Here is a 25,165-nt window from a genome sequence, read left to right on the forward strand (position 1 = left end):
TGATGAAATAAAAAACAAAAAATACCCCTAATGGGGTTGATGACAGGGCAGGGGATGTGCAACCGAACTGCAAAGATATCTTGCCAATGCTAATTTTACATGCATGCTAATAAATTCTTTAAAATCATTTAATTAAAAACACGGCTTTTCTGTTTCAGCTGAAACCTGGTGTAAAGTGGCGTAGCCATTGCACTAAAATATTTGTAGTAAAATTACATTCGCTGTCTGATAAACTTGATCAATGTCAATTTTGGCCATTTGGGCCTTTGTTATGATTTCAACAGGCAAACATTCAGGTAGAAAATAATTGAAAGCTGAATCCCCATTCGATTGTCTCAAGCCCGAAGCCATCGCTGCACTGGCTGAAGACATCACCTATGCCAAGGCGACCAAGCCGGCATACAAGGTCATTCCACTGGCCATCACCGCAGGCGCTTTTATCGCCATCGCGTTTATCTTCTACATCACAGTCACGACCGGTTCCAGCTCCATGTCCTGGGGCATGGCCAAACTCGTTGGCGGTCTCTGCTTCTCTCTGGGCCTAATCCTGTGTGTGCTGCTCGGTGCCGAGCTGTTCACCTCCACCACCCTGACACTGGTGGCCAAGGCTGCCAATCGCATCAGCTGGGCTCAGCTGCTCAAGAACTGGGGGCTGGTCTACTTCGGTAATCTGATCGGTGGTCTGCTGATGGTTGGCCTTATCATCATGTCGGCGGAATATACCGCGGCAGATGGCCAGTGGGGTCTGAACGCCCTGAAAGTGGCCCAACACAAAATTCACCACACCTTCTTCGAAGCGGTGGCACTGGGTATCCTCTGTAACCTGATGGTGTGTCTCGCCGTGTGGATGGCGTTCGGCGCCCGCACTGCGACCGACAAGGTGATGGTCATGCTGCTGCCGGTTGCCATGTTCGTGGCCTCCGGTTTCGAGCACAGCATCGCAAACATGTTTATGATTCCGGTTGGTATCGCTATCCATAGCGTGGCTAGTCCGGAATTTTGGCAGGCCATCGGCCAGGATCCGGCAACCTTTGCTGACCTGACCGTATCCAACTTCGTCCTACACAACCTCATCCCTGTTACCATCGGCAATATCATCGGTGGTGGCGTGATGGTTGGTCTGACTTACTGGTTTATCTTCCGTCGTCATCATTAAGGATGATTGCGAGATACTACATCAATACCGTGTGAGGTAATGAAAAATGGCAGAACTTAACGAACAGTTCCAAAAAGCATGGGAAGGCTTTGCGGCCGGTGAATGGCAGACCTCTGTCAACACCCGTGACTTCATCCAGAAGAACTACACCCCGTATGAAGGTGACGAGTCTTTCCTGGTTGGCGCGACCGAAGCAACCACCAAGCTGTGGGACAAGGTCATGGAAGGGATCAAGATCGAGAACCGCACCCACGCGCCGGTCGATTTTGATACTGACCTGCCCTCCACCATTACCGCTCACGATGCCGGCTATATCGATCAGAGCCTGGAGCAGATCGTTGGTCTGCAGACCGACAAGCCGCTGAAGCGCGCCATCATCGCCAACGGCGGTATCAAGATGGTTAAAACTTCTTGCGAAGTGTACGGTCGTCAACTGGACCCGATGGTCGAGAAGATCTTCACCGAGTACCGCAAGACTCACAACCAGGGCGTGTTTGACGTTTACACCAAAGACATCCTGAACTGCCGTAAGTCCGGTGTTATCACCGGTCTGCCGGATGCCTACGGCCGTGGTCGTATCATCGGTGACTACCGCCGCGTTGCTCTGTACGGTATCGACTTCCTGATGGCCGACAAACTGGCCCAGTTCAAGTCCCTGCAAGCTGACCTGGAAAACGGTGTCAACCTGGAAGCCACCATCCGTCTGCGCGAAGAGATCTCCGAGCAGCACCGTGCCCTGGCACAGATGAAGGTGATGGCTGCCAAGTACGGTTGCGATATCTCCGTACCGGCCAAGAACGCCAAAGAAGCCGTACAGTGGACCTACTTCGCCTACCTGGCGGCAGTCAAGTCCCAGAACGGTGCCGCCATGTCCTTCGGTCGTACCTCCAGCTTCCTGGACGTGTACATCGAGCGTGACCTGAAGAAAGGCCTGATCACCGAGCAAGAAGCCCAGGAGCTGATGGACCACATGGTCATGAAGCTGCGTATGGTTCGCTTCCTGCGTACCCCGGAATACGATTCACTGTTCTCCGGCGACCCGATGTGGGCGACCGAGACCCTGGCTGGTATGGGCGTTGATGGCCGTACCCTGGTCACCAAGAACAGCTTCCGTATGCTGAACACTCTGTACACCATGGGCCCGTCCCCTGAGCCGAACCTGACCATCCTGTGGTCCGAGAAGCTGCCGGTCGGTTTCAAGAAGTACTGTGCCAAGGTATCCATCGAGACCTCTTCTGTTCAGTACGAGAACGACGATCTGATGCGTCCGGATTTCAACAACGATGACTATGCCATCGCTTGCTGTGTGTCCCCGATGATCGTTGGTAAGCAGATGCAGTTCTTCGGTGCGCGTGCCAACCTGGCCAAGACCATGCTGTATGCAATCAACGGCGGTATGGACGAGAAGCTCAAGATCCAGATCGGTCCTAAAACTGAAATGGTCAAGTCCGAGTATCTCGAGTACAACGACGTGATGGATCGTCTGGACCACTTCATGGACTGGCTGGCCAAGCAATACGTTGCTGCGCTGAACATCATCCACTACATGCACGATAAGTACAGCTACGAAGCCTCTCTGATGGCGCTGCACGACCGTGACGTATATCGCACCATGGCGTGTGGTATCGCGGGTCTGTCCGTTGCTGCTGACTCTCTGTCTGCTATCAAGTACGCCAAGGTCAAGCCGATTCGTGACGAAGATGGCGTTGCCATCGACTTCGAAATCGACGGTGAATACCCGCAGTTCGGTAACAACGACGCTCGCGTCGATGACATCGCCTGTGACCTGGTTGAGCGCTTCATGAAGAAAATTCAGAAGCTGAACACCTACCGTGGCGCTGTGGCTACCCAGTCTGTACTGACCATCACTTCTAACGTGGTATATGGTAAGAAGACCGGTAACACCCCGGATGGTCGCCGTTCAGGTGCACCGTTCGGCCCGGGTGCCAACCCGATGCACGGTCGTGACCAGAAGGGTGCCGTTGCTTCCCTGACTTCCGTTGCCAAGCTGCCGTTCGCTTACGCCAAAGATGGTATCTCCTATACCTTCTCCATCGTGCCGAACGCGCTGGGTAAAGATATGGAAGCCCAGAAAGCCAACCTGGCTGGTCTGATGGATGGTTACTTCCACCATGAAACCAACCTGGAAGGCGGTCAGCATCTGAACGTCAACGTGATGAACCGTGAAATGCTGCTGGACGCCATGGAAAACCCGGAAAAATATCCGCAGTTGACCATCCGCGTATCCGGTTATGCCGTTCGCTTCAACTCTTTGACCAAAGAGCAACAGCAAGACGTCATCACCCGTACTTTCACTGCTTCTCTGTAATCGCTGATTGATAAGCAAGAGCTGCAGTGAGCAAAAACCGGCGCTAAGGCGCCGGTTTTTTTATGTTTGTTTTTCATGGCCAAAGAACGCGGTGAATATACCAACCTTGAAATTCAAGATAACAATAGGTATAACCACGCGTTTTATCAGGTGTATTAAGAGAGCGGTATGATGCAAGCCCCCTTTTGGCAGACCAAGAGTCTGCAGCAGATGACTGAGTCCGAATGGGAATCCCTCTGCGATGGTTGTGGCAAATGCTGCCTCAACAAGCTGATCGACGAGGACACCGAGGAGCTGGTGTTCACCAATGTCGCCTGCAATCTGCTCAACACCAAGACTTGTCAATGCGCTGACTATGCCAATCGCTTCAAAAAAGAGCCTGATTGTCTGCAGATCACCCATGATAAAATCGCCGAATATGACTGGCTCCCCTCTACCTGCGCTTATCGCCTGCTGGCTGAGGGTGACACGCTACCGGAATGGCATCCGCTGTTGACCGGCAGCCGTTCAGCTATGCATCAGGCGGGTCAATCCGTGCGTGGCAAGGTCATTCACGAGGATCAGGCGGGTGAGTGGATTGATCACATCATCTCCTGGGCAAGCTGACACGCTCAATTTCCCCCCCGCGTACAGGCACAAGAGCGGTACCCACCAGTCCGGTATTATCAGTTTTTTGCCTTTCTGGGATTGTTTGCTGCACAAGCTGACACACAGTTGGTCCCGTTGAGCCAATAACAGCGCACTCGCTCAAAACTGCGAGGCGCAGCATCGGCAGGGTGGCGCCGCGATAAGAGCGTAAGTGCGCGAGTTCGAGCTGCCACAGCCAAGTTTCGGTTTACGGCGAGCTGACGATTTTTGGTGCAAAGGGAAGTACGGATAGCGAAGGGCAAGCCACGGTCATGTAATGACTTAGGCAGCGGGAGACGAGTGTGGTTGGTGCCGGAGGCATTTTCACTCAGAGACCTGATTGTTCCACCACATAGGCCGAAACAGACGAAGGTGAACACCATCCCTGTGTTAATGAATCGTCCTCATTGTAGTGAAAAATTCACAGTTGAGTAAATAAACAGGCCGTATATACTGGCGCATCTTGTCGGAGTGCTGACCGTTGAACGACGCGAAGCTGAGACCGTTAATTCGGGATCCGTGGAACCTGATCAGGTTAAAACCTGCGAAGGGAACAAGGGTAACTTGCGGGTTACCGCGCCGGAGGAGGAACAAGCCTCTTCCGCTCATCGAAGGGATCACCCTTGATGGGTCAGGGCGCACAGGAGGGAGTCTGTCCCGTCCGGTTGTCCAGCACGTGGGGCGCCTTGCCCACCGCGTGCAGAGAGCGGGAAGCGGCAGAACAGCAGCGCGGAGATCCATCCCGCGCGCACTCCCTCCCGAGATAAACACCCCGCCGCAAGTTCATCTTCTCCTCGAACTCCAGACAAGCAAATACCCATAACTTCAACCAGTTAATGTGAGTTTTGCTATGTCTACTTCTGTATCTGATACCACCAAATCCAGCCGCCGCGAGCAGCGCTCCAGCGCTCAGGCCTTTATCGACAGCCTCAAGGGGATGGCTCACCCCAACTCCCGCCGCATCTTTATCGAAGGCTCCCGCGCCGATATCCGTGTCCCGCTGCGGGAGATCCAGCTGGCCGACACCTTCGTCGGCGGCACCAAAGACGATCCCAAGTTTGAACCCAACGAACCGATCCCGGTCTACGACACTTCTGGCCGTTACGGGGAGGAGGGGGTCGCCATCGACGTGCGCCGTGGCCTGCCGCGCCTGCGGGAGAACTGGGTGCTGGAGCGCGATGATACCGACGAACTGCTGGGGCTCAGCTCCACCTTCACTCAGGAGCGTCTGGCGGACGAGGGGCTGGATCACCTGCGCTTCGATCACCTGAACTCTTTGCAACATAAGCCGCGCCGCGCCAAGCCGGGCCGCCGGGTCACCCAGCTCCACTACGCCCGCGCCGGCATCGTCACCCCCGAGATGGAATTTATCGCCATTCGCGAGAACATGGGGCGCGAGCGGGTGCGCTCTGAACTGTTGCGCACCCAGCATCCGGGCCGCGATTTTGGTGCCCGTTTGCCCCAGAACATCACCCCCGAATTTGTGCGCGATGAGGTGGCCGCCGGTCGCGCCATTATCCCCAGCAACATCAACCACCCGGAAGCGGAGCCGATGATCATCGGCCGCAATTTCCTGGTGAAGATCAACGCCAACATCGGCAACTCGGCGGTCACCTCCAGCATCGAAGAGGAGGTGGAGAAGCTGGTCTGGTCGACCCGCTGGGGCGCCGACACAGTGATGGATCTCTCCACCGGCCGCTACATCCACGAGACCCGCGAGTGGATCCTGCGCAACAGCCCGGTGCCCATCGGTACCGTGCCCATCTATCAGGCGCTGGAGAAGACCAACGGCATCGCCGAAGAGCTCACCTGGGAGCTGTTCCGCGACACCCTGCTGGAGCAGGCCGAGCAGGGGGTGGACTACTTCACCATCCACGCCGGCGTCTTGCTGCGTTTCGTGCCGATGACCGCCAAGCGCCTCACCGGCATCGTTTCGCGCGGCGGCAGCATCATGGCCAAGTGGTGCCTGTCCCACCACAAGGAGAACTTCCTTTACCAGCACTTTCGCGAAATCTGCGAGATCTGCGCCGCCTATGACGTGGCCCTGTCGCTGGGCGACGGTCTGCGTCCGGGTTCCGTCTATGACGCCAATGACGAGGCCCAGTTCGCCGAGCTGCGCACTCTTGGCGAGCTGACCAAAATTGCCTGGGAGTACGACGTGCAGGTGATGATCGAGGGGCCGGGTCACGTGCCGATGCACATGATCGAGCGCAACATGACCGAGCAGCTGGAGCACTGCTACGAGGCGCCGTTCTATACGCTGGGCCCGCTCACCACCGACATTGCACCGGGTTACGATCACTTCACCTCCGGCATCGGTGCCGCGCTCATCGGCTGGTACGGCTGCGCCATGCTCTGCTACGTCACTCCCAAGGAGCATCTGGGGCTGCCCAACAAGGGGGATGTGAAACAGGGGCTGATTACCTACAAGATCGCCGCCCACGCTGCTGACCTTGCCAAGGGCCACCCGGGGGCTCAGATCCGCGATAACGCCATGTCCAAGGCGCGTTTCGAGTTCCGCTGGGAGGATCAGTTCAATCTTGCGCTCGACCCCGACACAGCCCGCGCCTACCACGACGAGACCCTGCCGCAGGAGTCCGGCAAGGTGGCCCACTTCTGCTCCATGTGCGGCCCCAAGTTCTGCTCCATGAAGATCACTCAGGATGTGCGCGCCTACACCGCTGAACTGAATGCCGCCAAGCTTGAAGCGGTGGAGATCAAGCTGGTCGGCATGGATGGCCAGCAGGAGCAGGTAGTGGCCGAGGTGGAGAGCGGCATGGCCCGCATGGCAGAGACCTTCAAGGAGACCGGTGGCGAGATCTACCATCAGGCGGCGGTGCTGAAACAGGCCGCAGGGGAGGAGGCGTGAGCAGCGCAAGCGGGGCTGTCAGCCCCGCCGATCTGCTGCCTGTGACGGACTCCCGCCCAGTTGTCTGGACCATCGCCGGTTCCGACTCCGGCGGTGGCGCCGGCATTCAGGCCGACTTGCACACATTGCACGACCTTGGCGTGCACGGCTGCTCCGTCATCTCTGCCATCACGGCCCAGAACTCGGTGGCGGTGAAGATGGTCGATCCCGTGCTGATGCAGACCTTCACCGCCCAGATCGACGCCCTTGGCGTCGATCTGCCGCCCGCCGCCATCAAGATCGGCCTGCTGCCGACCCGGCTTCACGTCGAGGTGCTGACCCGCCGACTGGCGGCCATCGAGACCCCCTTCGTGGTCTACGACCCGGTGGCCATCGCCAGCACCGGCACCCCGATGGCGGAGCCCAATATGCTGGAAGCGGTGCGCGAACAGCTGTTGCCACGTCTGTCGCTCATCACCCCCAACGGCCCCGAACTGGAAGCCCTGACTGGCATCCCGACGACCAGCCCCGGGCTGTTGCGGGCGGGTGCCGCGCGGCTGCGCGAACTCGGCGCCCGCGCCGTGCTGGTCAAGGGCGGCCATCTTGCGTGGAGCGGGGAGCTGTGTCTGGACTACTACCAGGATGAGACCCGCGAATTCTGGTTGGCGGCGCCGCGCCTCGACACCCGCCATGGCCACGGCACCGGTTGCTGCTACGCCAGCGCCATCGCCGCCGTGGTGGCGCAGGATTATCCGGTGGATGACGCCATCACCCTGGCGCGTGCCTACCTGCAACAGGGCTTGGCGGCGGCGCAAGGAGTGGGCGCAGGCCCTGGCCCCATCGCCCATCTTGGCTGGCCGAACAATCTTGCCCACTTCCCCCGCGCCGTCTTGGCGGGCTCAATGCTCGATCGCCGCTTCGGACTTTATGAGACAAGCAGCACCCGCCTGCCGGATGGCCCCTTTGCACCGACCGAACACAACCTCGGCCTCTATCCGGTGGTCGATTCGGTCAAGTGGCTGCGCCGCCTGCTGGGGCAGGGGGTCAAGACCATTCAGTTGCGGATCAAGAATCTGCCCGCCGCTCAGGTGGCACCGGCCATTCGCGATGCGGTAGAGCTCGGTCGCCGCCATGGGGCACGGCTCTTTATCAACGACTACTGGCAGCAGGCCATCGAGGCGGGCGCCTGGGGCGTGCATCTGGGGCAGGAGGATATGGAGACCGCCGATCTCGCCGCCATTCAGGCGGCCGGACTGCGCCTTGGCATCTCCACCCATGGCTACTTCGAGCTGATGCGGGCGCGCGAGCTGGCCCCCTCCTATATCGCGCTGGGCCATATCTTCCCGACCAATACCAAGGCGATGCCTTCGCGCCCGCAGGGGCTGGTGCGGCTGCATCGCTACCGCGCCTTGATGGCGGAGTGGCCCACTGTGGCCATCGGCGGCATCAGCGAGGAGCGGGTGGCGGCGGTCAAGGCGAGCGGGGTGGGCAGCATTGCGCTGGTCTCGGCCATTACCGCCAGCGACGACTGGCAGGGGGCCACCGAGCGGCTGCTCGCGGCCGTGGGGGCAGGGGATGAGCCACGCTCTGCCACCGTTATACGGGAGGCTGAACATGCGCTCTGATGGTGCGTCTCTTAGTGACCAAGAGTATCTGAGATACGGCCGCCAGCTGATGCTGGCGGAAGTGGGTGAGGCCGGTCAGGCACGGCTCAAGGATAAATCCGTGTTGATCGTGGGCTTGGGCGGGCTCGGCTCGCCGCTCGCCCTCTATCTGGCCGGGGCCGGGGTGGGAACCTTGTGGCTGGCCGATGGCGATACGGTCGATTCCAGCAACTTGCCGCGCCAGATCCTGTTCGACTCCGAGGCAGTCAACCACTCCAAGGCGGAGCTGGCCCGCGAGCGCTTGGTTGCCCACAACCCGCTGGTGGAGCTGATCGCCATCAACCAGCGACTCGATGCCGCCAGCCTGCCGGAGTTTGTGGCCGAGGTAGATCTGGTGATCGACTGCTGCGACAACCTCGCCACCCGCCAGGCCATCAACGCCGCCTGCGTGGAGCAGGGCAAGCCCTGGATCTCCGCCGCCGCAGTGGGTTGGCAGGGGCAGTTGATGGCGCGTACCAGCAGCGATCACGCCTGCTACGCCTGCCTCTATCCGCTGTATACCAAGATCAAGGAGAGCTGCGAGACCAGCGGCGTCACCGGCCCGCTGGTCGGGGTGATGGGCTCTTTGCAGGCGCTGGAGGCATTGAAACTGCTGCTCGGGATGCCGAGCCCGGTCGCTGGCACATTGCGCCGCTTCGATGCGCTGGCCCATCAGTGGCAGACCCTCACTCTGGCCCCGGATCCCGATTGCCCGGTTTGCGGACAGCGCCGATGCCCGACACACGATAAGGAGATCACCCCATGACCTTGACCATTCGACTCAACGATAAAGCCCAGCCGCTGGCGACGGAGCAGAGCGTGGCCGACCTGCTGGCGGCGCAAGACGTTAATCCACAGGGCGTAGCGGTGGCCCTTAACGGTGCCGTGTTGCCCCGTGGCTGCTGGGCCGAGACCCGTCTCAATGACGGGGACGAACTTCACCTCTTTACTGCCATTGCGGGAGGCTGACCCATGATGCTCACAGTCCGATCTTCGAGCGTTCTGCCTTGTGGCGGAACCTCATCTCTTCTTATCGCAGTGGCGGGAGACTGACATGCTCAAGATTGCCGATCACACCTTCTCATCGCGCCTCTTTACCGGCACCGGCAAGTTTGCCCGCCCGGAACTGATGGCCGCCGCCATCGAGGCGAGCGGCTCTCAGCTCGTCACCATGGCCATCAAGCGGCTCGAACCGGGCAAGGCCCACGACGATATCCTGAGCCCCTTGCTGCAACTCGGGGTCAGGCTGCTGCCCAACACCTCCGGTGCCAAGACCGCCGCCGAGGCGGTGTTTGCCGCCCACCTCGCCCGCGAGGCGCTGGGGACGAACTGGCTCAAGCTGGAGATCCACCCCGACCCGCGCTATCTGCTGCCCGATCCCATCGAGACGCTGAAAGCCGCCGAGCAGCTGGTGAAAGAGGGCTTTGTGGTACTGCCCTACTGCGGCGCCGACCCCGTGCTTTGCAAACGGCTGGAAGAGGTGGGCTGCGCTGCCGTGATGCCGCTTGGCGCCCCCATCGGCTCCAATCAGGGGCTGGTGACCCGGGAGTTTCTCGCCATCATCGTCGAGCAGGCCAATGTGCCTGTGGTGGTGGATGCGGGGATCGGTGCGCCGAGCCACGCCGCTGCCGCCTTTGAGCTGGGTGCCGATGCCGTGCTGGTCAACACCGCCATCGCGGTGAGCGGCGACCCGATCGCCATGGGTCGCGCCTTTGCGCTGGCCTGCAGCGCCGGGCGCAGCGCCTATGAGGCGGGCCTCGGCGCCCGTGCCCTGCAGGCCCAGGCCTCCAGCCCGCTCACCGATTTTCTGGGGGCGTTATGAGTCATGATGCTGGTGCGATGAGTGACTTCGAGCCTTTTGCACAACCCCAAGTGCGCCTGAGTGATAGCCCCCCTCTCGGCTCTTCACAAAATAAGGGAGAGGAGTTGGGGGTGAGGGCTAAGGAGTCTTTCTTTATCGACCGCTGGCAGGAGCTTGATTGGGACGATATCGGCATGCAGATCCGTGCCAAGACGGCCGCCGATGTCGAACGGGCGCTGGGTTCACCCCGCCGCACCCTGAGCGATTTTATGGCGCTGATCTCCCCTGCCGCCGAAGCGTATCTGCCACAGATGGCGGCCGAGGCCGAGCGGCTGACCCGCCAGCGCTTTGGCAACACCATCGGCTTCTATGTGCCGCTCTATCTGTCGAACCTGTGCGCCAACGACTGCACCTACTGCGGCTTCTCCATGAGCAACCGCCTTAAGCGCAAGACCTTGAATACAGAAGAGATTGAACGCGAGTGTCTGGCCATCAAGGCGCGCGGTTTTGACAGCGTGCTGCTGGTGACCGGCGAGCACGAGCACAAGGTGGGGCTCGCCTATTTTCGCGAGGTGATGCCCATCATCCGCCGCCACTTCAGCACGGTGGGGATGGAGGTGCAGCCCCTCTCGCAGGCTGAATATGCCGAGCTGAAGAGCCTCGGCCTCGACGCCGTCATGGTCTATCAGGAGACCTACCACGCCCCCACCTACGCCCGCCACCACCTGCGCGGCAACAAGCGGGACATCGCATGGCGCCTTGCCACGCCGGATCGGCTGGGCCGCGCCGGTATCGACAAAATCGGCTTGGGGGCGCTGATCGGTCTCTCCTCGGACTGGCGCGCAGACAGCTACTTTGTCGCCGAGCATCTGAGCTGGCTTGAGCGTCACCACTGGCAGAGCCGCTACTCGCTCTCCTTCCCGCGCCTGCGCCCCTGCACCGGCGGACTTGAACCTGCAGTGGTGATGTCGGATCGCCAGCTGGCCCAGCTGATCTGCGCCTGGCGCCTCTTCTCGCCGACCCTGGACTTGTCCCTCTCCACCCGCGAGTCCGCCACCTTTCGCAACGGCGCGGTGCGCCTCGGCATCACCCAGATGTCGGCCGAGTCGCGCACCCAGCCGGGGGGCTATGCCGAAGGGGATAAAGAGGAGCTGGAGCAGTTCGCCATCCACGACGACCGCCCGGTGGGCGAAGTGGCCGCCGCCGTGCGGCAGGTGGGGTTGCAGCCGGTGTTCAAGGACTGGGAACCCTTCTTGGGCCGATAGGGGCGGCCATGCCCCCCTTTGCCGGTGGTATCAGGGCGTTCAGCCAGACTCCGTGCCTGTGGCAAGCAGGCACAGCCTTGCCGTGCAATCGTAGGGTCGATTAGCCGTCAGGCGAAATCGTCCGTTCTGTGTGATGTTAGAACATGGAAAGATCGCCCAACGGGGGTACGAAATAGTCCCGTACCAGCCAACATCAGATGGCATATTAGATAGCATATCGAAAATCGCACATAAAGAAAAAGCCCAAGCAATTCAATTGCTTGAGCTTATCATTTGGCGGTGAGGGAGGGATTCGAACCCTCGATACGTTGCCGTATACACACTTTCCAGGCGTGCTCCTTCAGCCACTCGGACACCTCACCAAATTTTGGTCTGTGGTTTAACGTGTTCAGCCAACACGGTGTTCACGGCGCTGGAACGGGGCGTAATTTAGGGGAAAGGGCTGTGTGGGTCAATCTCTTTTCCCCTTATTTTTCATAATCTTTTCCGAATGCCTAACCCTTGCGCAGAATGCTGGTTTTGTAAACCGGATCAGGGCTTGTCGAGGATGATCAGACTGTCCGGTAGCTCGTTTTGATCCCGGGTGGCCGGGAAGGCGTCGGTCAGAATCGCGCTGACGCGTGCTACGCACTCCAGAAAACCCTGTTCGATCTCCTTGTTGTGCACTCGCGCCACGAAGTCGTCGATGATCTCCTGCCACTGGCCATTGTCGATATGCTGGGCGATGCCATCATCCACCAGGATCTCCACATAGTGCTCGGCGGCGGAGACGAAGATCAGCACTCCGAGCCGGTCGCGGGTGCGGTGCAGCCCCTGCTCGACAAATTGCAAACGGGCCATCAGGGCCGCCCGATGCTGGCGCACCTTCTTCGGGATCAGCCGCATCTTGATGGGGGTCCAGTGGAACAGCAGGCTCAGCAGCAGCCAGACCGACCACTGCACCAGCAGGATCTCGTACCAGCCGAGCCAGAAGCCGAGCTGGAACACCAGCAGCGGGGTGAGCATGGCCAGTAGTGCCGCCCAGAGAGTGGGGATGTAGCGATAGCCATCGCTGGCCGGTGCCAGCACGGTGACCAGTTCAGCATCAGTCTCTAGCTCCGCTTCGCGCACCTTGGCCTGAAGCGTGTGGAAGAACTGTTTAGAAATCATGATTTGTCTCTTTACTCCTGTTACCAGCCACCGGAGGCTCCGCCCCCGCCAAAACTGCCGCCGCCACCGCTGAATCCGCCGTCAGAGCGACCACCGAAGGAGCCAGCATTAAATCCACCGGCCATGTAGGCCGCCCGACTGCGCCCTCCCGGCCTACCGCCTCGCGACCTGCGAAGGTTGTGGAGCACGATCATCACAATCACCACCAGAATAAACAGCCAGAGGTCGCCACCGCTGTCACTCTTGGGCTGCTCGACCGGCTGATATTCCCCGGCGAGTGCCTTCATGATGCTCTGGCTGCCCGCCATGATCCCGGCTACCATATCGCCGTGCTTGAAGGCGGGCAGGATGCGACCATAGATGATGTTGGCGGCGATGGCGTCGGGCAGGGCGCCTTCCAGCCCGTACCCCACTTCGATCCGCACCTTGCGCTCATCCTGGGCGATCAGCAACAGCACTCCGTTGTTCTTGCCTTTCTGACCGATCCCCCAGTGGCGACCAAGCTGGTAGCCGTACTCCTCGATGGTCTCCCCATCGAGGCTGTCGACAGAGACCACCACCAGCTGGATACCACTGCGCTGTTCAAAGGCGGCCAACTGCTGGGTCAGCTGATGGGCCTGTGTGCGGGACATCAGCGCCGCCTCGTCCACCACCCGTCCACTCAAGGTCGGAAAGTTCGGCGCGGCCTGCAGCGCCGCCGTCCAGATCAGCAGAAAAGGGAGCAGTGCACGCAGCATCATCTTCATTGGAAGCTGACCTTGGGCGCCTCATCGGCACCGGGTTTGGCACTGAAACTGGGTTTGGCTTCCAGATCCGAGTAGAGCAATTTGGACCAGATAACGCCGGGGAAGGTGCGGATCTCGGTATTGAACTGGCGCACCGCCTCGATATAGTCGCGACGGGCCACCGAGATGCGGTTCTCGGTTCCTTCCAGCTGGGCCTGCAGGGCAAGGAACTGCTGATCCGCTTTAAGCTCGGGGTAGCGTTCTACTACTACCATCAGGCGGGAGAGGGCGCTGGAGAGCTGGTTCTGCGCTGCTTCAAACTCCTTGAGCTGGGCAGGATCGCTCACCTGCACGCTGCCGACCCGGGCGCGGGCATCGGTGACCGCTTTGAGGGTCTCCTGCTCATGGCTGGCGTAGCCCTTGACGGTCGCCACCAGATTGGGAATGAGATCAGCGCGGCGCTGATACTGGTTTTCAACCTGTCCCCAGCTCGCCTTGACCTGCTCATCCAGGGTCGGAATATTGTTCATACCGCAGCCGGTCAGGCCGAGCAGCAGGGCTAGGGTCAACAGGCTCTGCGTGGTTTTGCGCCAGAGTGATGTGGCCATCTTGTTGTTCTCCATTGAAATGTCGAGCGATAGTGCGCCATTGATATAGTGCATTACCATACCAGCTTGCGGTCAGTTGCCACAACGCGCAGGTAACTCGGGTCGTTTGTTGATGCCGGAGACTGTGGGCAGTTGGGGCTTGTCCTTGAGCCAGGAGGCCAGCTCTTCCCCGCAGCCGTTGCCGGGCGGAATGGGGGCCTGGGGCTCGCAATCTGGGCTGCCGATCGGGCAGCGCAGCCGCACATGGAAGTGGCTGAAGTGGCCCACCCAGGGGCGCAGCTTGGCGACCCAGGGCTCATTACCAGCCTGCTGACAGACCGCGGATTTGATCACCGGATTGACAAAGATGCGGGCCACCTCGGGTTTGCTGGCCGCCAGCCGCAGCAGAGTGAGCTGCTGGGTGCCAAAGCGCCCCGGCAACATTTTGTAGCTGGGTTCGTCGATCAGCGCCCACTCCTTGGGGGCATCCTGCTCCCACTTACTGATGGGACGGTTGGCCATGCGGAACCAGATATCGGCATCAAGGCCAGTCTGGTGGCTGCGATGACCGAAGGTAAAGGGGCCGCCGCGGGCCATCGCCAGATCGGCGATATAGAGATCCGGCAGCCCGGCCATGCGGGTCTGGTTGGCCAGCGCCTGCAGGTAGTGGATAAGGTCGGGGTGGCCGTAGTAGCGCAGCCGCTTGGTGCGGATCACCTGATAACCCGGCCCCTCTAGGGGCAGGGATATGCCGTTTTTCAGGCAACCGGCGGCATAACCGCCGATGGCTTCCGCTTGCAATACGGTCGCCAGCAACAGGGACGTCAGCATGCGCGTGCTCCTTGTCTTGCTTCGAGTCGGCTCAGCAGTACGAACAGACTCAAACATATAAATAAATAGGCTGCGGCCACCAGCAGCCAGATCTCGTAGACCAGCCCGCTGGAGTTGGCCATCTCGGTACCGACGAAGGTGAGTTCCTGTACCGAGATAAGCGAAACGATAGCGGTATCCTTCACCAGTGCGATGAGCTGGCCGGTGAGGGGGGGGATCATCAGCAGCATGGCCTGCGGCAGGATCACCTGGCGCAGCCGCACCCAGGGAGAGAGCCCGAGACTCTGCGCCGCCTCCCACTGGCCACGGGGGATGGCGGCCAGCCCGGCGCGGATGATCTCGGCGACGAAGGCGGCGCTGATCATGCCCACGCAGAGGGTGCCCGAAATGAGGTTTTCCCAGCGGGCTGGTGGGCCAAACAGCGCCTCTTGCCATGGGGAGAGTGATACAGTGCCGAGCCAGCGGGAGAGGCCGCTCGCAGGCAGCAGCTGGTTGGCGATAAAAAAGTAGAAGATGAAGATAAAGACCAGCGGCGGCAGATTGCGGATCAGCTGGATAAACAGGGTCGCGGGCATCACCAGCCAGGGGCGGCGGCTGAAGGCGGCTACCCCCAAAGCAGTGCCGAGCAGTAGCGCCAGCACCATGCCGAGCAGGGCGATGCGCAAGGTGGTGAGCAGGCCGCTGAAAAAGTAGGGCAACTCGCCGTGAGGGCCGGGGGTGAACAGCAGATCGAAGGCCTCATGCCAGCGCCATTGATAGGCCACCCCGATGTGCAAGCGGCTAGCCAGCCAGAGGCCAGCCAGCAGCAGGCTCAGGGCGATCGCCCCATCCAGCCAGTTAATGCGCCAAAATGGCTTCCGGACGATGCGCCGGATGATGTCGTTTAGAGCAATCAACATCAGGGATTGGCGACCTGCGCTTCCCACGCCAGCGACTTGAACCAGTAGTCATGGCGCGCCTTGAGCCAGCCATCGGCCTGACGGGCGGCGATCCACTCGTTGAATTGTTCAGCCAGGGCATCATCCCCCTTGCGCAGGGCAAACCCTTCACTCCCCTCTGCCAGCGGTTTGGCAAACGGCATAAAGAGAGCATCCGGGTGGCGCAGCGCTTCTTGTTCGGGTTTCGGTGAGGAGGAGAGGGCGCCGTGGGCGCGGCCGTTCAGCACCTCCTGAAATACCTGTGACTCGTCATCAAACTGGCGCAGGGTGGCCTTGGGGAAGTGCGCTTTGGCGACCTGTACCGGCGAGGCGCCACGGCGTACCGCCAAGATCACCCCGCGCTGGTTGAAGTCCGCCACGGTTTTCTTCTCTTTGGCCATAGTGCTGGAGGCGGCCAACTGCACCCCCGAATGGGAGTAGGCCTGGGTGAAGCGCACGCTCTTCTCCCGCTCGGGGGTGATGGTGAGGCCGCCGATGATGACGTCATACTTTTTCGCCAGTAGGGAGGGGATGATGCCATCCCAGGCGGTGGGGACGAACTCCACCTGCCAGCCGTTGTCGGTGGCGAGGCGACGGGCCACGTCAATCTCGAAACCGATCAGGGCCCCTTGCTTGTCGCGCATTGCCCAAGGGGCGAAGGTGGACATGCCGACTTTCAGGGTACCGCTTTGCTCGATCTGTGCCTGGGTGTCGGAGGGGGCGGTTTGTGCCAATGCGGGAGTGAGCAGGCTGGTCAGTAGCAGGGCAGCGCCCGACAGGGTGGTCTTGAATGACAGATTCATGGCTAGCGTCCTTGTTGATCCGGATTCAGGTGACGGGCCAGCGCCCGCGAACAGGCTGACAGCGTCAGGGTTAACAGCAAATAGAGGGCGGCCACGGTAAACCACACCTCAAAAGTCAGAAACGTATCGGCAACCAGAGTACGCCCTTCGTTGGTCAGATCGAAGATGGCGATCACACTCACCAGCGCCGAATGTTTGATAAGGGAGACCAGCTCGTTGGTGAGCGGCGGCAAGGTGATGCGCACCAGCTGGGGCAGGATCACCTTGCGCAGGGTGATGGCCTGTGACAAGCCAAGCGACTGGGCTGCCTCCCACTGCCCTTTGGGAATGGCCTGGATGCCTGCACGCAACACTTCGGCGGTGAAGGCGCCCTGATAGAGGGAGAGGCTCAACACGGCGCAGGCAAGGGGGGCCAATCCCAGCATGGGGCCCAGCAAGAAATAGAGAATATAGAGCTGCACCAGCTGGGGCGTGGTGCGCACCAGCGCCAGATAGCCGATGGCGAGCCAGGGGCCGAGCCGGGAGGGGAGCAGCCGCAGGCTGACCACGCACACACCGACCGCCATCGTGCCCAACAGACTGAGCAGCGCCACCTGCAACGTGACCAGCAGGCCGTTTAGCAAGGGGCCGGCATAAAGGTTCCCTCATCCCATTCGCCGAGAAAGGGCAACACCCGCGGCCACTGCCACTCATAGCCCATCTGGCGAGCGCCGCTATAGAGCGCCCAGCCCAGTAGCGCAGAGAGCATCACAGTGCCTGACAGCCAGCCAAGCAGGCGGGGGCGATTGAGCCTAGCCATGATAGCTGAGCACCTGTTCGAGGAAGGCCCGGGTGCGCGGGTGCCGGGGGGCGTTGAACAGCTGGGCGGGCGGGGCCGACTCGATGATCTTCCCCTCATCCATAAAGAGCACCCGATCCGCCACCTGACGGGCAAAGCCCATCTCGTGGGTGACGCAGATCAGGGTCATCCCCTCGTCAGCCAGCTCGCGGATCACATCGAGCACTTCGCGGATCATCTCGGGGTCGAGGGCGGAGGTGGGCTCGTCAAACAGCATCAGCTCGGGTTGCATGCAGAGGGAGCGGGCGATGGCGACCCGCTGCTGCTGGCCGCCGGAGAGCTGGTGGGGGTACTTGTCGGCCTGCGCCTGAATCCGCACCCGCTCGAGCAGCCCGAGCGCCCGGGCTTTGGCCTCCTGGGGCCGTAACCCCAGGGTATGCACCGGCGCCACCATCAAGTTTTCCAGCACCGTCATATGTGGGAAGAGGTTGAACTGCTGAAACACCATGCCGACCCGACCTTGCAGGCGGCGCAGGTAGGCGGGGGTCACCGGCTCGCCAAACAGGAACAGCTGGCCGTCGTCGATCCCCTCCAGCCCGTTGATGGTGCGGATCAGCGTCGATTTCCCCGAGCCTGACGGGCCACAGATGACCCACTTCTCTCCCCGTTCAATGGTGAGATCGATATGATGAAGAGCCTGAAAGTCGCCATAGAATATGTCGACGCCACAAAAGCGCACACAGGGTTGCGAACTGGTCAAGAAGCGGGCTCCACTGAGGATCATTTACGCCATGGTATTGATTTTATAGGGGGATGACAAAGAAAACCCCCTTGTCAGCATCCTGATGACTATTCACAATGGCGCCATTTCGTGATGACAGGAGCTTTTCATGCGTATTACATCCTTGCTGACCGGTTCGCAGGTGCAGCTGTTGATGCCGCCAGTGGTGCGCTATCGCTGCGTCATTTTTATGTTGTTGCTGGTGAGTTGGGGCGTGGTGGCGGCCTCCTTGTGGGATGGCTGGGGCGCCATGGCGCTGCTCAACTGGGTGGGCGTGGTGTTTGGTGGCATCACCGGGATCATGGTGTCACTGCCCCGCAGCTGGCAGCCCTGGCGCTTGGCGGAACTGGGCTGGGATGAACAGCATATCTATCTGCTCAATGGCAACAAGGATGAGGCACTGGCGTTGCCGCGCAGTCAGCTGGTAGCGCTCGAGCGGGAGCGGCGAGTGGGTCACGATGGCCAGTGGCTCGACTTCAGCCTTGATCTGCAACTGAGTGAAGAGGAGCTGGCGGCGGCCATGGCCTTGCTGGATCTCAAGGCGGGGGAGCTCCATCTGGTGAGTCCGTCGGTCTATCGCTTCGGCTTTAAACGGGCCTGGCACGGTCGCCGGATGCTGGCGCAACGGTTGTCAGATCTGCAAGCGGCCTGAATCGACTATTTTCTCGACAATTCCCGGCAAAGCTCAGATACTGCCAGTGACTCGAATTGATCTTGTCTGCACTGTTAACCCAAGAGATCAATCACTTGACGACAGTGTAGTGAGGGCCACGGCATGAAGCCATGGCAGGTCCGGCATAGGGGTTGTGCCCTTACCGTTATGCCGGGAATTGCATAGAGAAGGCACCTTGAATCGAGAGTGGATGGCATGAAGATTTACGTAGGTAATCTGTCGTACCGGATGACGGCCGACGAACTGAAAACCCTGTTCAGCCAGTTTGGACAGGTCGACAAGGTTGATATCATCATCGACCGCGATACCGGCCAGTCAAAGGGGTTTGGTTTTATTGAAATGCCGGTCGATGGTGATGCCGAAAAGGCCATCGCTGGTCTGCATGGCACTGAAGTCGGTGGTCGTACCATCACCGTCAACCAGGCCAAACCGAAGACAGATGCTCCCCGTGGTCGCCCGCAACAGCGCCACCGCTAAGGTGCCTCGGCAATAAAAAACGGCATGGGTTTCCCCCATGCCGTTTTTGTTTCTGGACGTTGTGCTGTTATCAGGGGACGTCGTAACCGAGCGCCGCTTTGCGGATACGGAACCACTGCTGGCGATTGAGGGTGATGGATTCGGCGGCCACTGCAGCGGCAATCCGCTCCCGCTTGCCGGAGCCAATCAATGGCAGTGGCTGGCTTGGCAGCATCATCACCCAGGCGTAGACCACCTGCTCGATAGTCTGGGCGCCCACTTCCTGGCGGATCTGCTCCAGTTCGGCACGCAGCGGGGCATAGGCGTCATCGCTGAACAGTCGGCCGCCGCCGAGGCATGACCAGGCCATCGGTTTGATGCCAAGCTGCTGGCACTGATCCAGGGTGCCATCGAGGGTCCCTTCCTGATGCAGCGGCGAGATCTCCAGCTGGTTGGTGACCAGCGGGAAGGGGAGGCGTGATTGCAGTAGCTCGAACTGACGGGCGGTGAAGTTGGATACCCCGGCGTGCTTGATCTTGCCCGCCTGTTTCAGGGTGATAAAGGCGTCGGCCACTTCATCTGCGTTCATCAGGGGATCCGGGCGGTGGATCAGCAGCAGGTCCAGATGGTCGGTGCCGAGCTTGCGCAGCGAGGCCTCGGCGCTGGCGATGATATGGTCCTTGCCGGTGTTGTAGTGGTTGAGAGCATGCTCCGGCTTGGCAGTGAGGGCGATACCGCATTTGCTGACGATCTCCATCCGCTCGCGCAGGGAAGGCTCAAGGCGCAGGGCGTGGCCAAAGGCCTCTTCGCACTGATAGCCGCCATAGATATCGGCGTGATCGATGGTGGTGACCCCCAGATCCAGATGATATTTCATCAGGTCGAGCAGAGTGGCCGGAGAGAGTTGCCACTCCATCAGGCGCCAGTAACCCATGATGAGGCGAGAGAAGGTGGGACCTTGCGGATGCAGGGCGACACGGGATACAGACATGGTTGACTCCTTGAAAAACGCGATGCGAAAACGATGTGCAACATGGATGACTGCGGGCATCTTGGCCCCATGTGGTTGGCAAAGCAATAATGGGGAGTAGCATTATTCGAACTTTGGTTCTCACCAAAGGGAGAGAAAGGGTGGGATTGGCCGAGCGGTACCTATATCTGTTGCTATATCCATAACAAGAAAGCGACCATCAGGTCGCCTTCTTGTTATCCATCATTTTTGAGCCGCGGCGCTATCAGAGCACCATGGCCGCAATCCAGCCAAAGATCACCAGCGGGATGTTGTAGTGAATAAAGGTCGGCACCACGCTGTCCCAGATATGGTCGTGCTGACCATCGGCGTTAAGGCCGGAGGTAGGGCCCAGGGTCGAGTCAGAGGCCGGCGAACCCGCATCCCCCAGTGCGCCTGCGGTACCGACCAGCGCGATGATCGCCGTCGGTGAGAAGCCGAGCTGCAGGCAGAGCGGCACATAGATGGTGGCGATGATGGGCACGGTGGAGAAGGAGGAGCCGATCCCCATGGTGATGAGCAGGCCCACCAGCAGCATCAAGAAGGCGGCAATGCCCTTGTGCTGGCCGATGCCGGAGGCGACGACTTGTACCAGCGTGTCAACACCGTGAGTTGCCTTCATCACTGCGGCAAAACCGGCGGCGGAGATCATGATGAAGCCGATCAGCGACATCATGCGCACCCCCTGGGTGAAGGCATCTTGGCTTTCGCGAAACTTGATGACGCCACCACAGGTGAAGATGACAAAACCGGCCAGCGCACCCAGCACGATACTGTCGGTCATCAGTTGCAGCCCAAGCGCCACACCAATGGCCAGCAGGGCCACCCAGATGTGGGTGAGGTTGAGTTCAACGGTCTCAGGCTCCGCATCCAGGATCTTGGCCAGATCGTACTGGCGCGGTTTGCGATAACTGATGAACACTGCGATCAGCAGGCCCAGCACCATACCGGCGACTGGAATGGCCATCGCCAGCGGGATCTGGCTGCTGGTGATGGGCACGCCGTTATCGATCAGGTTCTTGGCCAGAATATTGTTCAGGAAGATGCCGCCAAAGCCGACCGGCAGCACCATATAGGTAGCTGTCAGGCCAAAGGTGATGACACAGGCCACCTGACGACGGTCGATCTGCATCTGCGCCATCACATGCAGCAGCGGCGGGATCAGGATGGGAATAAAGGCGATATGAACCGGGATCAGGTTCTGGGACGAAATCGCCACGGCCAGCACGGAACAGAGCAGCAGGGTCTTGACCCACATGATGCGGGTCGAGCTGGCATCCTTGCCCAACTGGCTGATCACCTTGCGGGCCAGCAGGTCGGTGATCCCGGAGCGGGAGATGGCAACCGCAAAGGCGCCCAACATGGCGTAGGAGAGGGCAATCTCGGCGCCACCGCCCAGGCCACCGCTGAAGGTGGTGAGGGTATCGGTCAACGACAGTCCACCGACCAGGCCGCCAGCAATGGCCCCCAGCGCCAGCGAGACCACCACATTGATCCGCAGCAGACTGAGCACCAGCATCAGCCCGACTGCGATAACAACTGGATTCATTTGATTTCCTTATGGCTTGTTATTGCTATCTGTCATGTAAAGGGAGTTAGTTTGCGAAAAATGTGACAAATGTCGAGAAAAAAAATCTGTCAAACCCCTCATATCGCAGCAGCATGAGGCCCAATGTTGATCAATATGGGGTTTTGTGATCTATTTGTCTGCTTGCATCGCACGCTAGTTACAGATAGCCGTTTCTGGCGAGTGGGTGCTATTCATCATGCTCCCGAAAAAACGAAGGCTGCCTGTGGCAGCCTTCATCCGTTTATTCCTGACCGTCGTCGGTAGGGGTCTCCGGCGTGTCGTCATCCGGATGAGCCGGCGGCCAGCCCCCCATGCTCTTCCAACGGTTGACAATATGACAGAACAACTCGGTGGTGCGTTCGGTGTCATAGAGGGCCGAGTGCGCCTCTTTATTGTCAAACGGGATGCGGGCGCTCTGGCACGCTTTGGCCAGCACGGTCTGACCCAGCGCCAGCCCTGAGAGAGCGGCGGTGTCGAAGGTGGCAAACGGGTGGAACGGATTGCGCTTGAGGCCGGCGCGCTCGGCGGCGGCCATCACGAAGCCGTGATCGAAGGTGGCGTTGTGGGCCACTATGATGGCACGGCCGCAATCCTGCTCCTTCATCCCCTTGCGGATCCCCTTGAAGATCTCGGTCAGAGCCTCTTTTTCCGAGACTGCGCCACGCAACGGGTTGTAGGGGTCGATGCCGGTGAACTCCAGCGCGGCCTTTTCCAGATTGGCCCCTTCGAAGGGTTCGACATGAAAGTGGAATACCTGATCGGGAACGAGCCAGCCCTGCTCATCCATTTTCAGGGTGTACGCCGCGATTTCGAGCAAGGCATCGGTCCTGGCGTTGAACCCGGCTGTTTCAACATCGATGACGACGGGGTAAAAACCACGGAAACGGCCCTTGAGGGTATGAACTGCGTCGGTCATGGGATCTCGGTCGGGATAAAATGAGGCGGCATTATGGCAAAAAAGCACCGGTTTGTCCTCCCATCCCATGCAGGAGGCCGCGGCAATATGCCGCTGGATTCAATATCTGTGCAGCCACCAGCGGGCGGCGATCAGCGCCGTGACAGTGCCAAGCAGAGCGCTGGCCAGCACATCCACCGGCCAGTGCATCCCCATCACCAGGCGCGACAGGCCAACCCCCAGGGCCCACACTGGCAGCAGCCAGACGCCCGTGGGGGCGCGGGCCAGCCAGATGAGGCCAAAAAACTGGGCGAGACTCATAGCGGCGATGCTGTGGCCAGAGGGGAAGGCGTAATTCACCTCTTTTTGCCAATGGTGGCCGAGCCACTCGGGCAGGGCCAGCAGCTGGCTGGCGGCGTGTACCTGTTCGCTGCGCACATCGACGCTACTTGCGTAGAAGTGCTTGATGGCCGGGATCAGCGCCTGACTCTCCAGCCAGATAAGGTAGGGTCTGGGCTCCTCGGTCAGGTGCTTGATCAGACTCTTTAGCACCCAGTCGCTGGCGAGCAGGACCGCCAGTGCACACCCCAGCGCAATAAAGGGGGTCCGGTCCAGTTTCAGCTTGTATCGAGTCAGCAACAACAAGAGGGCGCCACTGACTCCGATCCCGGGGATATCGACCATGCGTGTGAGGGCGTATGACCACCATAACCAGCCAGATTGCAGGGAGCCGGTTAGAAAAGGCTGCCAGGACAGCATGGCGAGCAACAGCAGGGGCAGGATCAACAGGGTAGTGAACCCGAGCACCTGACGGCGGGTGAGTGAGGAGGCTGAGGTTGACGCTAAAAGCGACGGAGCGTGTGGCGGCATGGTGGGTATAGGCGATCGCAAATAAAGAGGGGCATTGTGCCACCGTGTCTTGCCCAGAAAAAGGCGCACTGGGGCTTTGTTACCTCTGCTTACACATTTGTTGCGACATCCCCTGTTTGAACAGCGGGATGGCGTGGCCGCCGCACAATGTGGCCCCCTTTCGCGCCGGATTGCATCACAGGCTGAAATCTCGGGCGGCTTTGCGCTAGAATGGCGCCCCCGTGGCGGTTGTGACCAAAGAGAGTCCGATGAAGATAGTCGTTGATGAGAATATGCCCCATGCCGTGGAGCTGTTTGCCGAATTTGGCGAGGTGATCGCCTTGCCCGGACGGCAGATGCAGACCCGCGATCTGCTGGATGCCGATGTGCTGCTGGTGCGTTCGGTCACCCGCGTCAACGGCGATTTGCTGGCGACCAGCCCCAAACTCGGGTTTGTCGGCACCGCCACCATCGGCACCGACCATGTGGACAAGGCCCTGTTGGCAAGCCGCAATATTCCCTTCTTCAGCGCCCCCGGTTGCAACAAGTATTCGGTGGGGGATTATGTGCTCTCCGCCCTGCTGGTGCTGGCGGAGCGCTACGAACTCGACCTCTCGTCCATGTCCCTGGCGGTGATTGGCGCGGGCAATACCGGTGAGTGCGTGGCTGGCAAGGCCGAAGCGCTCGGCATGCGGGTGCTGCGCTGCGATCCGCCCAAGGCGCGGGATAATCCTGCCGGCGGTTTTGTTGATTACCAGACCGCTCTTGGCGCCGATATTGTCAGCTTCCACGTGCCCATCACCTGCGAAGGGCCGGATGCCACCTACCATCTGCTCGATACCGAGCAGATTGCCGCCCGTCCTGCCGGGCAGATCCTGATCAACGCCTCACGGGGCGAGGTGTGGGATAACCGGGCCCTGCTGGCACGTCAGCTGAGCGATGAGCCATTGCGACTGGTGATGGATGTATGGGAGAACGAGCCCGAGCCACTGGCAGCGCTGGTGCCCCATACCGAGATTGCCACCCCCCATATCGCCGGTTACAGCCTGGAGGGGAAGGCGCGCGGCACCTGGATGCTCTATCAGGCGCTCTGTCAGCAGTTGGGGCGCCAGCCTCGTCAGGATTTGAGTCAGCTGTTGCCTGCCCCCGATGTGCAGGCGGTAGTGCCGGGCCGCACGCCGGATCAGGCGCTGATCAAGCAGCTGGTGCATCTGGTCTATGACGTGCGTCGCGATGATGCCCGTTTCCGGGCCCGACTCGGCCTACCCGGCAGCTTTGACGAGCAGCGCAAACACTATCCCGAGCGCCGTGAACTATCCTCCCTGCAGATCGAGGGAGCCTTTGCCAGTCAGGCGCTGGGCGTGTTGGGATTTGCGCTGTCACGCCCCTGAATCGGGGGCTAAGAGTTGGAAGATAACGGGACGGGGTGAGCCGTACTGGCCACACCTATCCCATTTTTTACTGAGCTGGCGC

25 protein-coding genes, 1 tRNA gene and 1 riboswitch are annotated in these 25,165 nt (G+C 60.2%); of the genes, 12 read left to right on the forward strand and 14 right to left on the reverse strand.

Annotated elements, in window-relative coordinates:
* Positions 1 to 307 precede the first annotated feature (307 nt).
* The 9 genes from focA (at position 308) to thiH (ending at position 11,669) form a co-directional block, all read left to right on the forward strand.
* The gene (focA, locus tag NMD14_08775) at positions 308 to 1,156 is read left to right on the forward strand and encodes a formate transporter FocA (protein XEI34457.1); all 849 of its coding nucleotides are present in this window, start codon (positions 308 to 310) and stop codon (positions 1,154 to 1,156) included.
* Positions 1,157 to 1,202: 46 nt separating this feature from the next.
* The gene (gene pflB, locus NMD14_08780) at positions 1,203 to 3,485 is read left to right on the forward strand and encodes a formate C-acetyltransferase (GenBank protein XEI34458.1); all 2,283 of its coding nucleotides are present in this window, start codon (positions 1,203 to 1,205) and stop codon (positions 3,483 to 3,485) included.
* A gap of 168 nt (positions 3,486 to 3,653) precedes the next feature.
* Positions 3,654 to 4,091, forward strand: coding sequence for a YcgN family cysteine cluster protein (locus NMD14_08785; GenBank protein XEI34459.1), 438 nt, complete (start codon positions 3,654 to 3,656; stop codon positions 4,089 to 4,091).
* 478 nt (positions 4,092 to 4,569) lie between these two features.
* Positions 4,570 to 4,682, forward strand: a riboswitch (TPP riboswitch).
* Positions 4,683 to 5,049: 367 nt separating this feature from the next.
* On the forward strand, positions 5,050 to 6,981 hold the full coding sequence (thiC, locus tag NMD14_08790) for a phosphomethylpyrimidine synthase ThiC (protein XEI34736.1): 1,932 nt from the start codon (positions 5,050 to 5,052) through the stop codon (positions 6,979 to 6,981).
* On the forward strand, positions 6,978 to 8,585 hold the full coding sequence (thiE, locus tag NMD14_08795; protein XEI34460.1) for a thiamine phosphate synthase: 1,608 nt from the start codon (positions 6,978 to 6,980) through the stop codon (positions 8,583 to 8,585). The genes thiC and thiE overlap by 4 nt, the downstream gene beginning before the upstream one ends.
* Positions 8,575 to 9,369 (forward strand): HesA/MoeB/ThiF family protein, encoded by a 795-nt coding sequence (locus NMD14_08800; protein ID XEI34461.1) that lies wholly within the window; start codon positions 8,575 to 8,577, stop codon positions 9,367 to 9,369. Before thiE ends, NMD14_08800 begins: the two co-directional genes overlap by 11 nt.
* Positions 9,366 to 9,572 (forward strand): sulfur carrier protein ThiS, encoded by a 207-nt coding sequence (thiS, locus tag NMD14_08805; GenBank protein ID XEI34462.1) that lies wholly within the window; start codon positions 9,366 to 9,368, stop codon positions 9,570 to 9,572. The genes NMD14_08800 and thiS overlap by 4 nt, the downstream gene beginning before the upstream one ends.
* Positions 9,573 to 9,657: 85 nt before the next feature.
* Positions 9,658 to 10,425, forward strand: a complete 768-nt coding sequence (locus NMD14_08810; protein ID XEI34463.1) for a thiazole synthase — start codon at positions 9,658 to 9,660, stop codon at positions 10,423 to 10,425.
* Positions 10,426 to 10,598: 173 nt separating this feature from the next.
* Entirely contained in the window at positions 10,599 to 11,669 is a 1,071-nt protein-coding gene (thiH, locus tag NMD14_08815) for a 2-iminoacetate synthase ThiH (protein ID XEI34737.1), read from the forward strand.
* A gap of 274 nt (positions 11,670 to 11,943) precedes the next feature.
* On the opposite strand, the gene NMD14_08820 is transcribed toward thiH, so the two are convergent.
* The 10 genes from NMD14_08820 to NMD14_08865 all read right to left on the reverse strand — a co-directional run bounded on the left by NMD14_08820 (position 11,944) and on the right by NMD14_08865 (position 18,243).
* A tRNA-Ser gene (locus tag NMD14_08820) sits at positions 11,944 to 12,031 on the reverse strand.
* Between the two features lie 169 nt (positions 12,032 to 12,200).
* A complete protein-coding gene (locus NMD14_08825) occupies positions 12,201 to 12,818 on the reverse strand; it encodes a TPM domain-containing protein (GenBank protein ID XEI34464.1) in 618 nt (205 codons plus the stop codon).
* 20 nt (positions 12,819 to 12,838) lie between these two features.
* Positions 12,839 to 13,564: a TPM domain-containing protein gene (locus NMD14_08830; GenBank protein ID XEI34465.1), complete on the reverse strand. Its 726-nt coding sequence runs from the start codon at positions 13,562 to 13,564 to the stop codon at positions 12,839 to 12,841.
* A complete protein-coding gene (locus NMD14_08835) occupies positions 13,561 to 14,166 on the reverse strand; it encodes a LemA family protein (protein XEI34738.1) in 606 nt (201 codons plus the stop codon). Before NMD14_08835 ends, NMD14_08830 begins: the two co-directional genes overlap by 4 nt.
* A gap of 57 nt (positions 14,167 to 14,223) precedes the next feature.
* Positions 14,224 to 14,961, reverse strand: a complete 738-nt coding sequence (gene mepA, locus NMD14_08840; GenBank protein XEI34466.1) for a penicillin-insensitive murein endopeptidase — start codon at positions 14,959 to 14,961, stop codon at positions 14,224 to 14,226.
* Positions 14,955 to 15,860, reverse strand: a complete 906-nt coding sequence (locus tag NMD14_08845; protein ID XEI34467.1) for an amino acid ABC transporter permease — start codon at positions 15,858 to 15,860, stop codon at positions 14,955 to 14,957. The genes mepA and NMD14_08845 overlap by 7 nt, the downstream gene beginning before the upstream one ends.
* On the reverse strand, positions 15,860 to 16,681 hold the full coding sequence (locus NMD14_08850; GenBank protein XEI34468.1) for a transporter substrate-binding domain-containing protein: 822 nt from the start codon (positions 16,679 to 16,681) through the stop codon (positions 15,860 to 15,862). Before NMD14_08850 ends, NMD14_08845 begins: the two co-directional genes overlap by 1 nt.
* Positions 16,682 to 16,683: 2 nt before the next feature.
* Positions 16,684 to 17,304 (reverse strand): amino acid ABC transporter permease, encoded by a 621-nt coding sequence (locus NMD14_08855; protein ID XEI34469.1) that lies wholly within the window; start codon positions 17,302 to 17,304, stop codon positions 16,684 to 16,686.
* Positions 17,298 to 17,480: a hypothetical protein gene (locus NMD14_08860; protein XEI34470.1), complete on the reverse strand. Its 183-nt coding sequence runs from the start codon at positions 17,478 to 17,480 to the stop codon at positions 17,298 to 17,300. Before NMD14_08860 ends, NMD14_08855 begins: the two co-directional genes overlap by 7 nt.
* The gene (locus tag NMD14_08865; protein ID XEI34471.1) at positions 17,473 to 18,243 is read right to left on the reverse strand and encodes an amino acid ABC transporter ATP-binding protein; all 771 of its coding nucleotides are present in this window, start codon (positions 18,241 to 18,243) and stop codon (positions 17,473 to 17,475) included. The genes NMD14_08860 and NMD14_08865 overlap by 8 nt, the downstream gene beginning before the upstream one ends.
* A gap of 106 nt (positions 18,244 to 18,349) precedes the next feature.
* On the opposite strand from NMD14_08865, the gene NMD14_08870 reads away from it, so the two are divergent.
* Together NMD14_08870 and NMD14_08875 are read left to right on the forward strand one after the other, a co-directional pair.
* Positions 18,350 to 18,892 carry a hypothetical protein gene (locus NMD14_08870; protein ID XEI34472.1) on the forward strand — a complete coding sequence of 181 codons (543 nt, stop codon included), beginning with the start codon at positions 18,350 to 18,352 and terminating at the stop codon, positions 18,890 to 18,892.
* A 249-nt stretch (positions 18,893 to 19,141) separates the two neighbouring features.
* Entirely contained in the window at positions 19,142 to 19,390 is a 249-nt protein-coding gene (locus NMD14_08875) for an RNA-binding protein (GenBank protein XEI34739.1), read from the forward strand.
* A 70-nt stretch (positions 19,391 to 19,460) separates the two neighbouring features.
* On the opposite strand, the gene NMD14_08880 is transcribed toward NMD14_08875, so the two are convergent.
* The 4 genes from NMD14_08880 to NMD14_08895 all read right to left on the reverse strand — a co-directional run bounded on the left by NMD14_08880 (position 19,461) and on the right by NMD14_08895 (position 23,713).
* Positions 19,461 to 20,360, reverse strand: a complete 900-nt coding sequence (locus NMD14_08880) for an aldo/keto reductase family oxidoreductase (GenBank protein XEI34473.1) — start codon at positions 20,358 to 20,360, stop codon at positions 19,461 to 19,463.
* Positions 20,361 to 20,604: 244 nt separating this feature from the next.
* Complete coding sequence (locus NMD14_08885; protein ID XEI34474.1) at positions 20,605 to 21,927, reverse strand: Na+/H+ antiporter family protein; 1,323 nt, start codon at positions 21,925 to 21,927, stop codon at positions 20,605 to 20,607.
* Positions 21,928 to 22,189: 262 nt separating this feature from the next.
* A complete protein-coding gene (rnt, locus tag NMD14_08890) occupies positions 22,190 to 22,864 on the reverse strand; it encodes a ribonuclease T (protein XEI34475.1) in 675 nt (224 codons plus the stop codon).
* Between the two features lie 99 nt (positions 22,865 to 22,963).
* Positions 22,964 to 23,713: a phosphatase PAP2 family protein gene (locus NMD14_08895; protein ID XEI34476.1), complete on the reverse strand. Its 750-nt coding sequence runs from the start codon at positions 23,711 to 23,713 to the stop codon at positions 22,964 to 22,966.
* A gap of 248 nt (positions 23,714 to 23,961) precedes the next feature.
* Here NMD14_08895 and NMD14_08900 point away from each other — a divergent pair, with 248 nt between their 5' ends.
* Positions 23,962 to 25,083, forward strand: coding sequence for a 4-phosphoerythronate dehydrogenase (locus tag NMD14_08900; GenBank protein XEI34477.1), 1,122 nt, complete (start codon positions 23,962 to 23,964; stop codon positions 25,081 to 25,083).
* Positions 25,084 to 25,165: the final 82 nt, after the last annotated feature.

The organism is Aeromonas veronii, from assembly GCA_041319085.1.
Taxonomy (GTDB): domain Bacteria; phylum Pseudomonadota; class Gammaproteobacteria; order Enterobacterales; family Aeromonadaceae; genus Aeromonas; species Aeromonas veronii_F.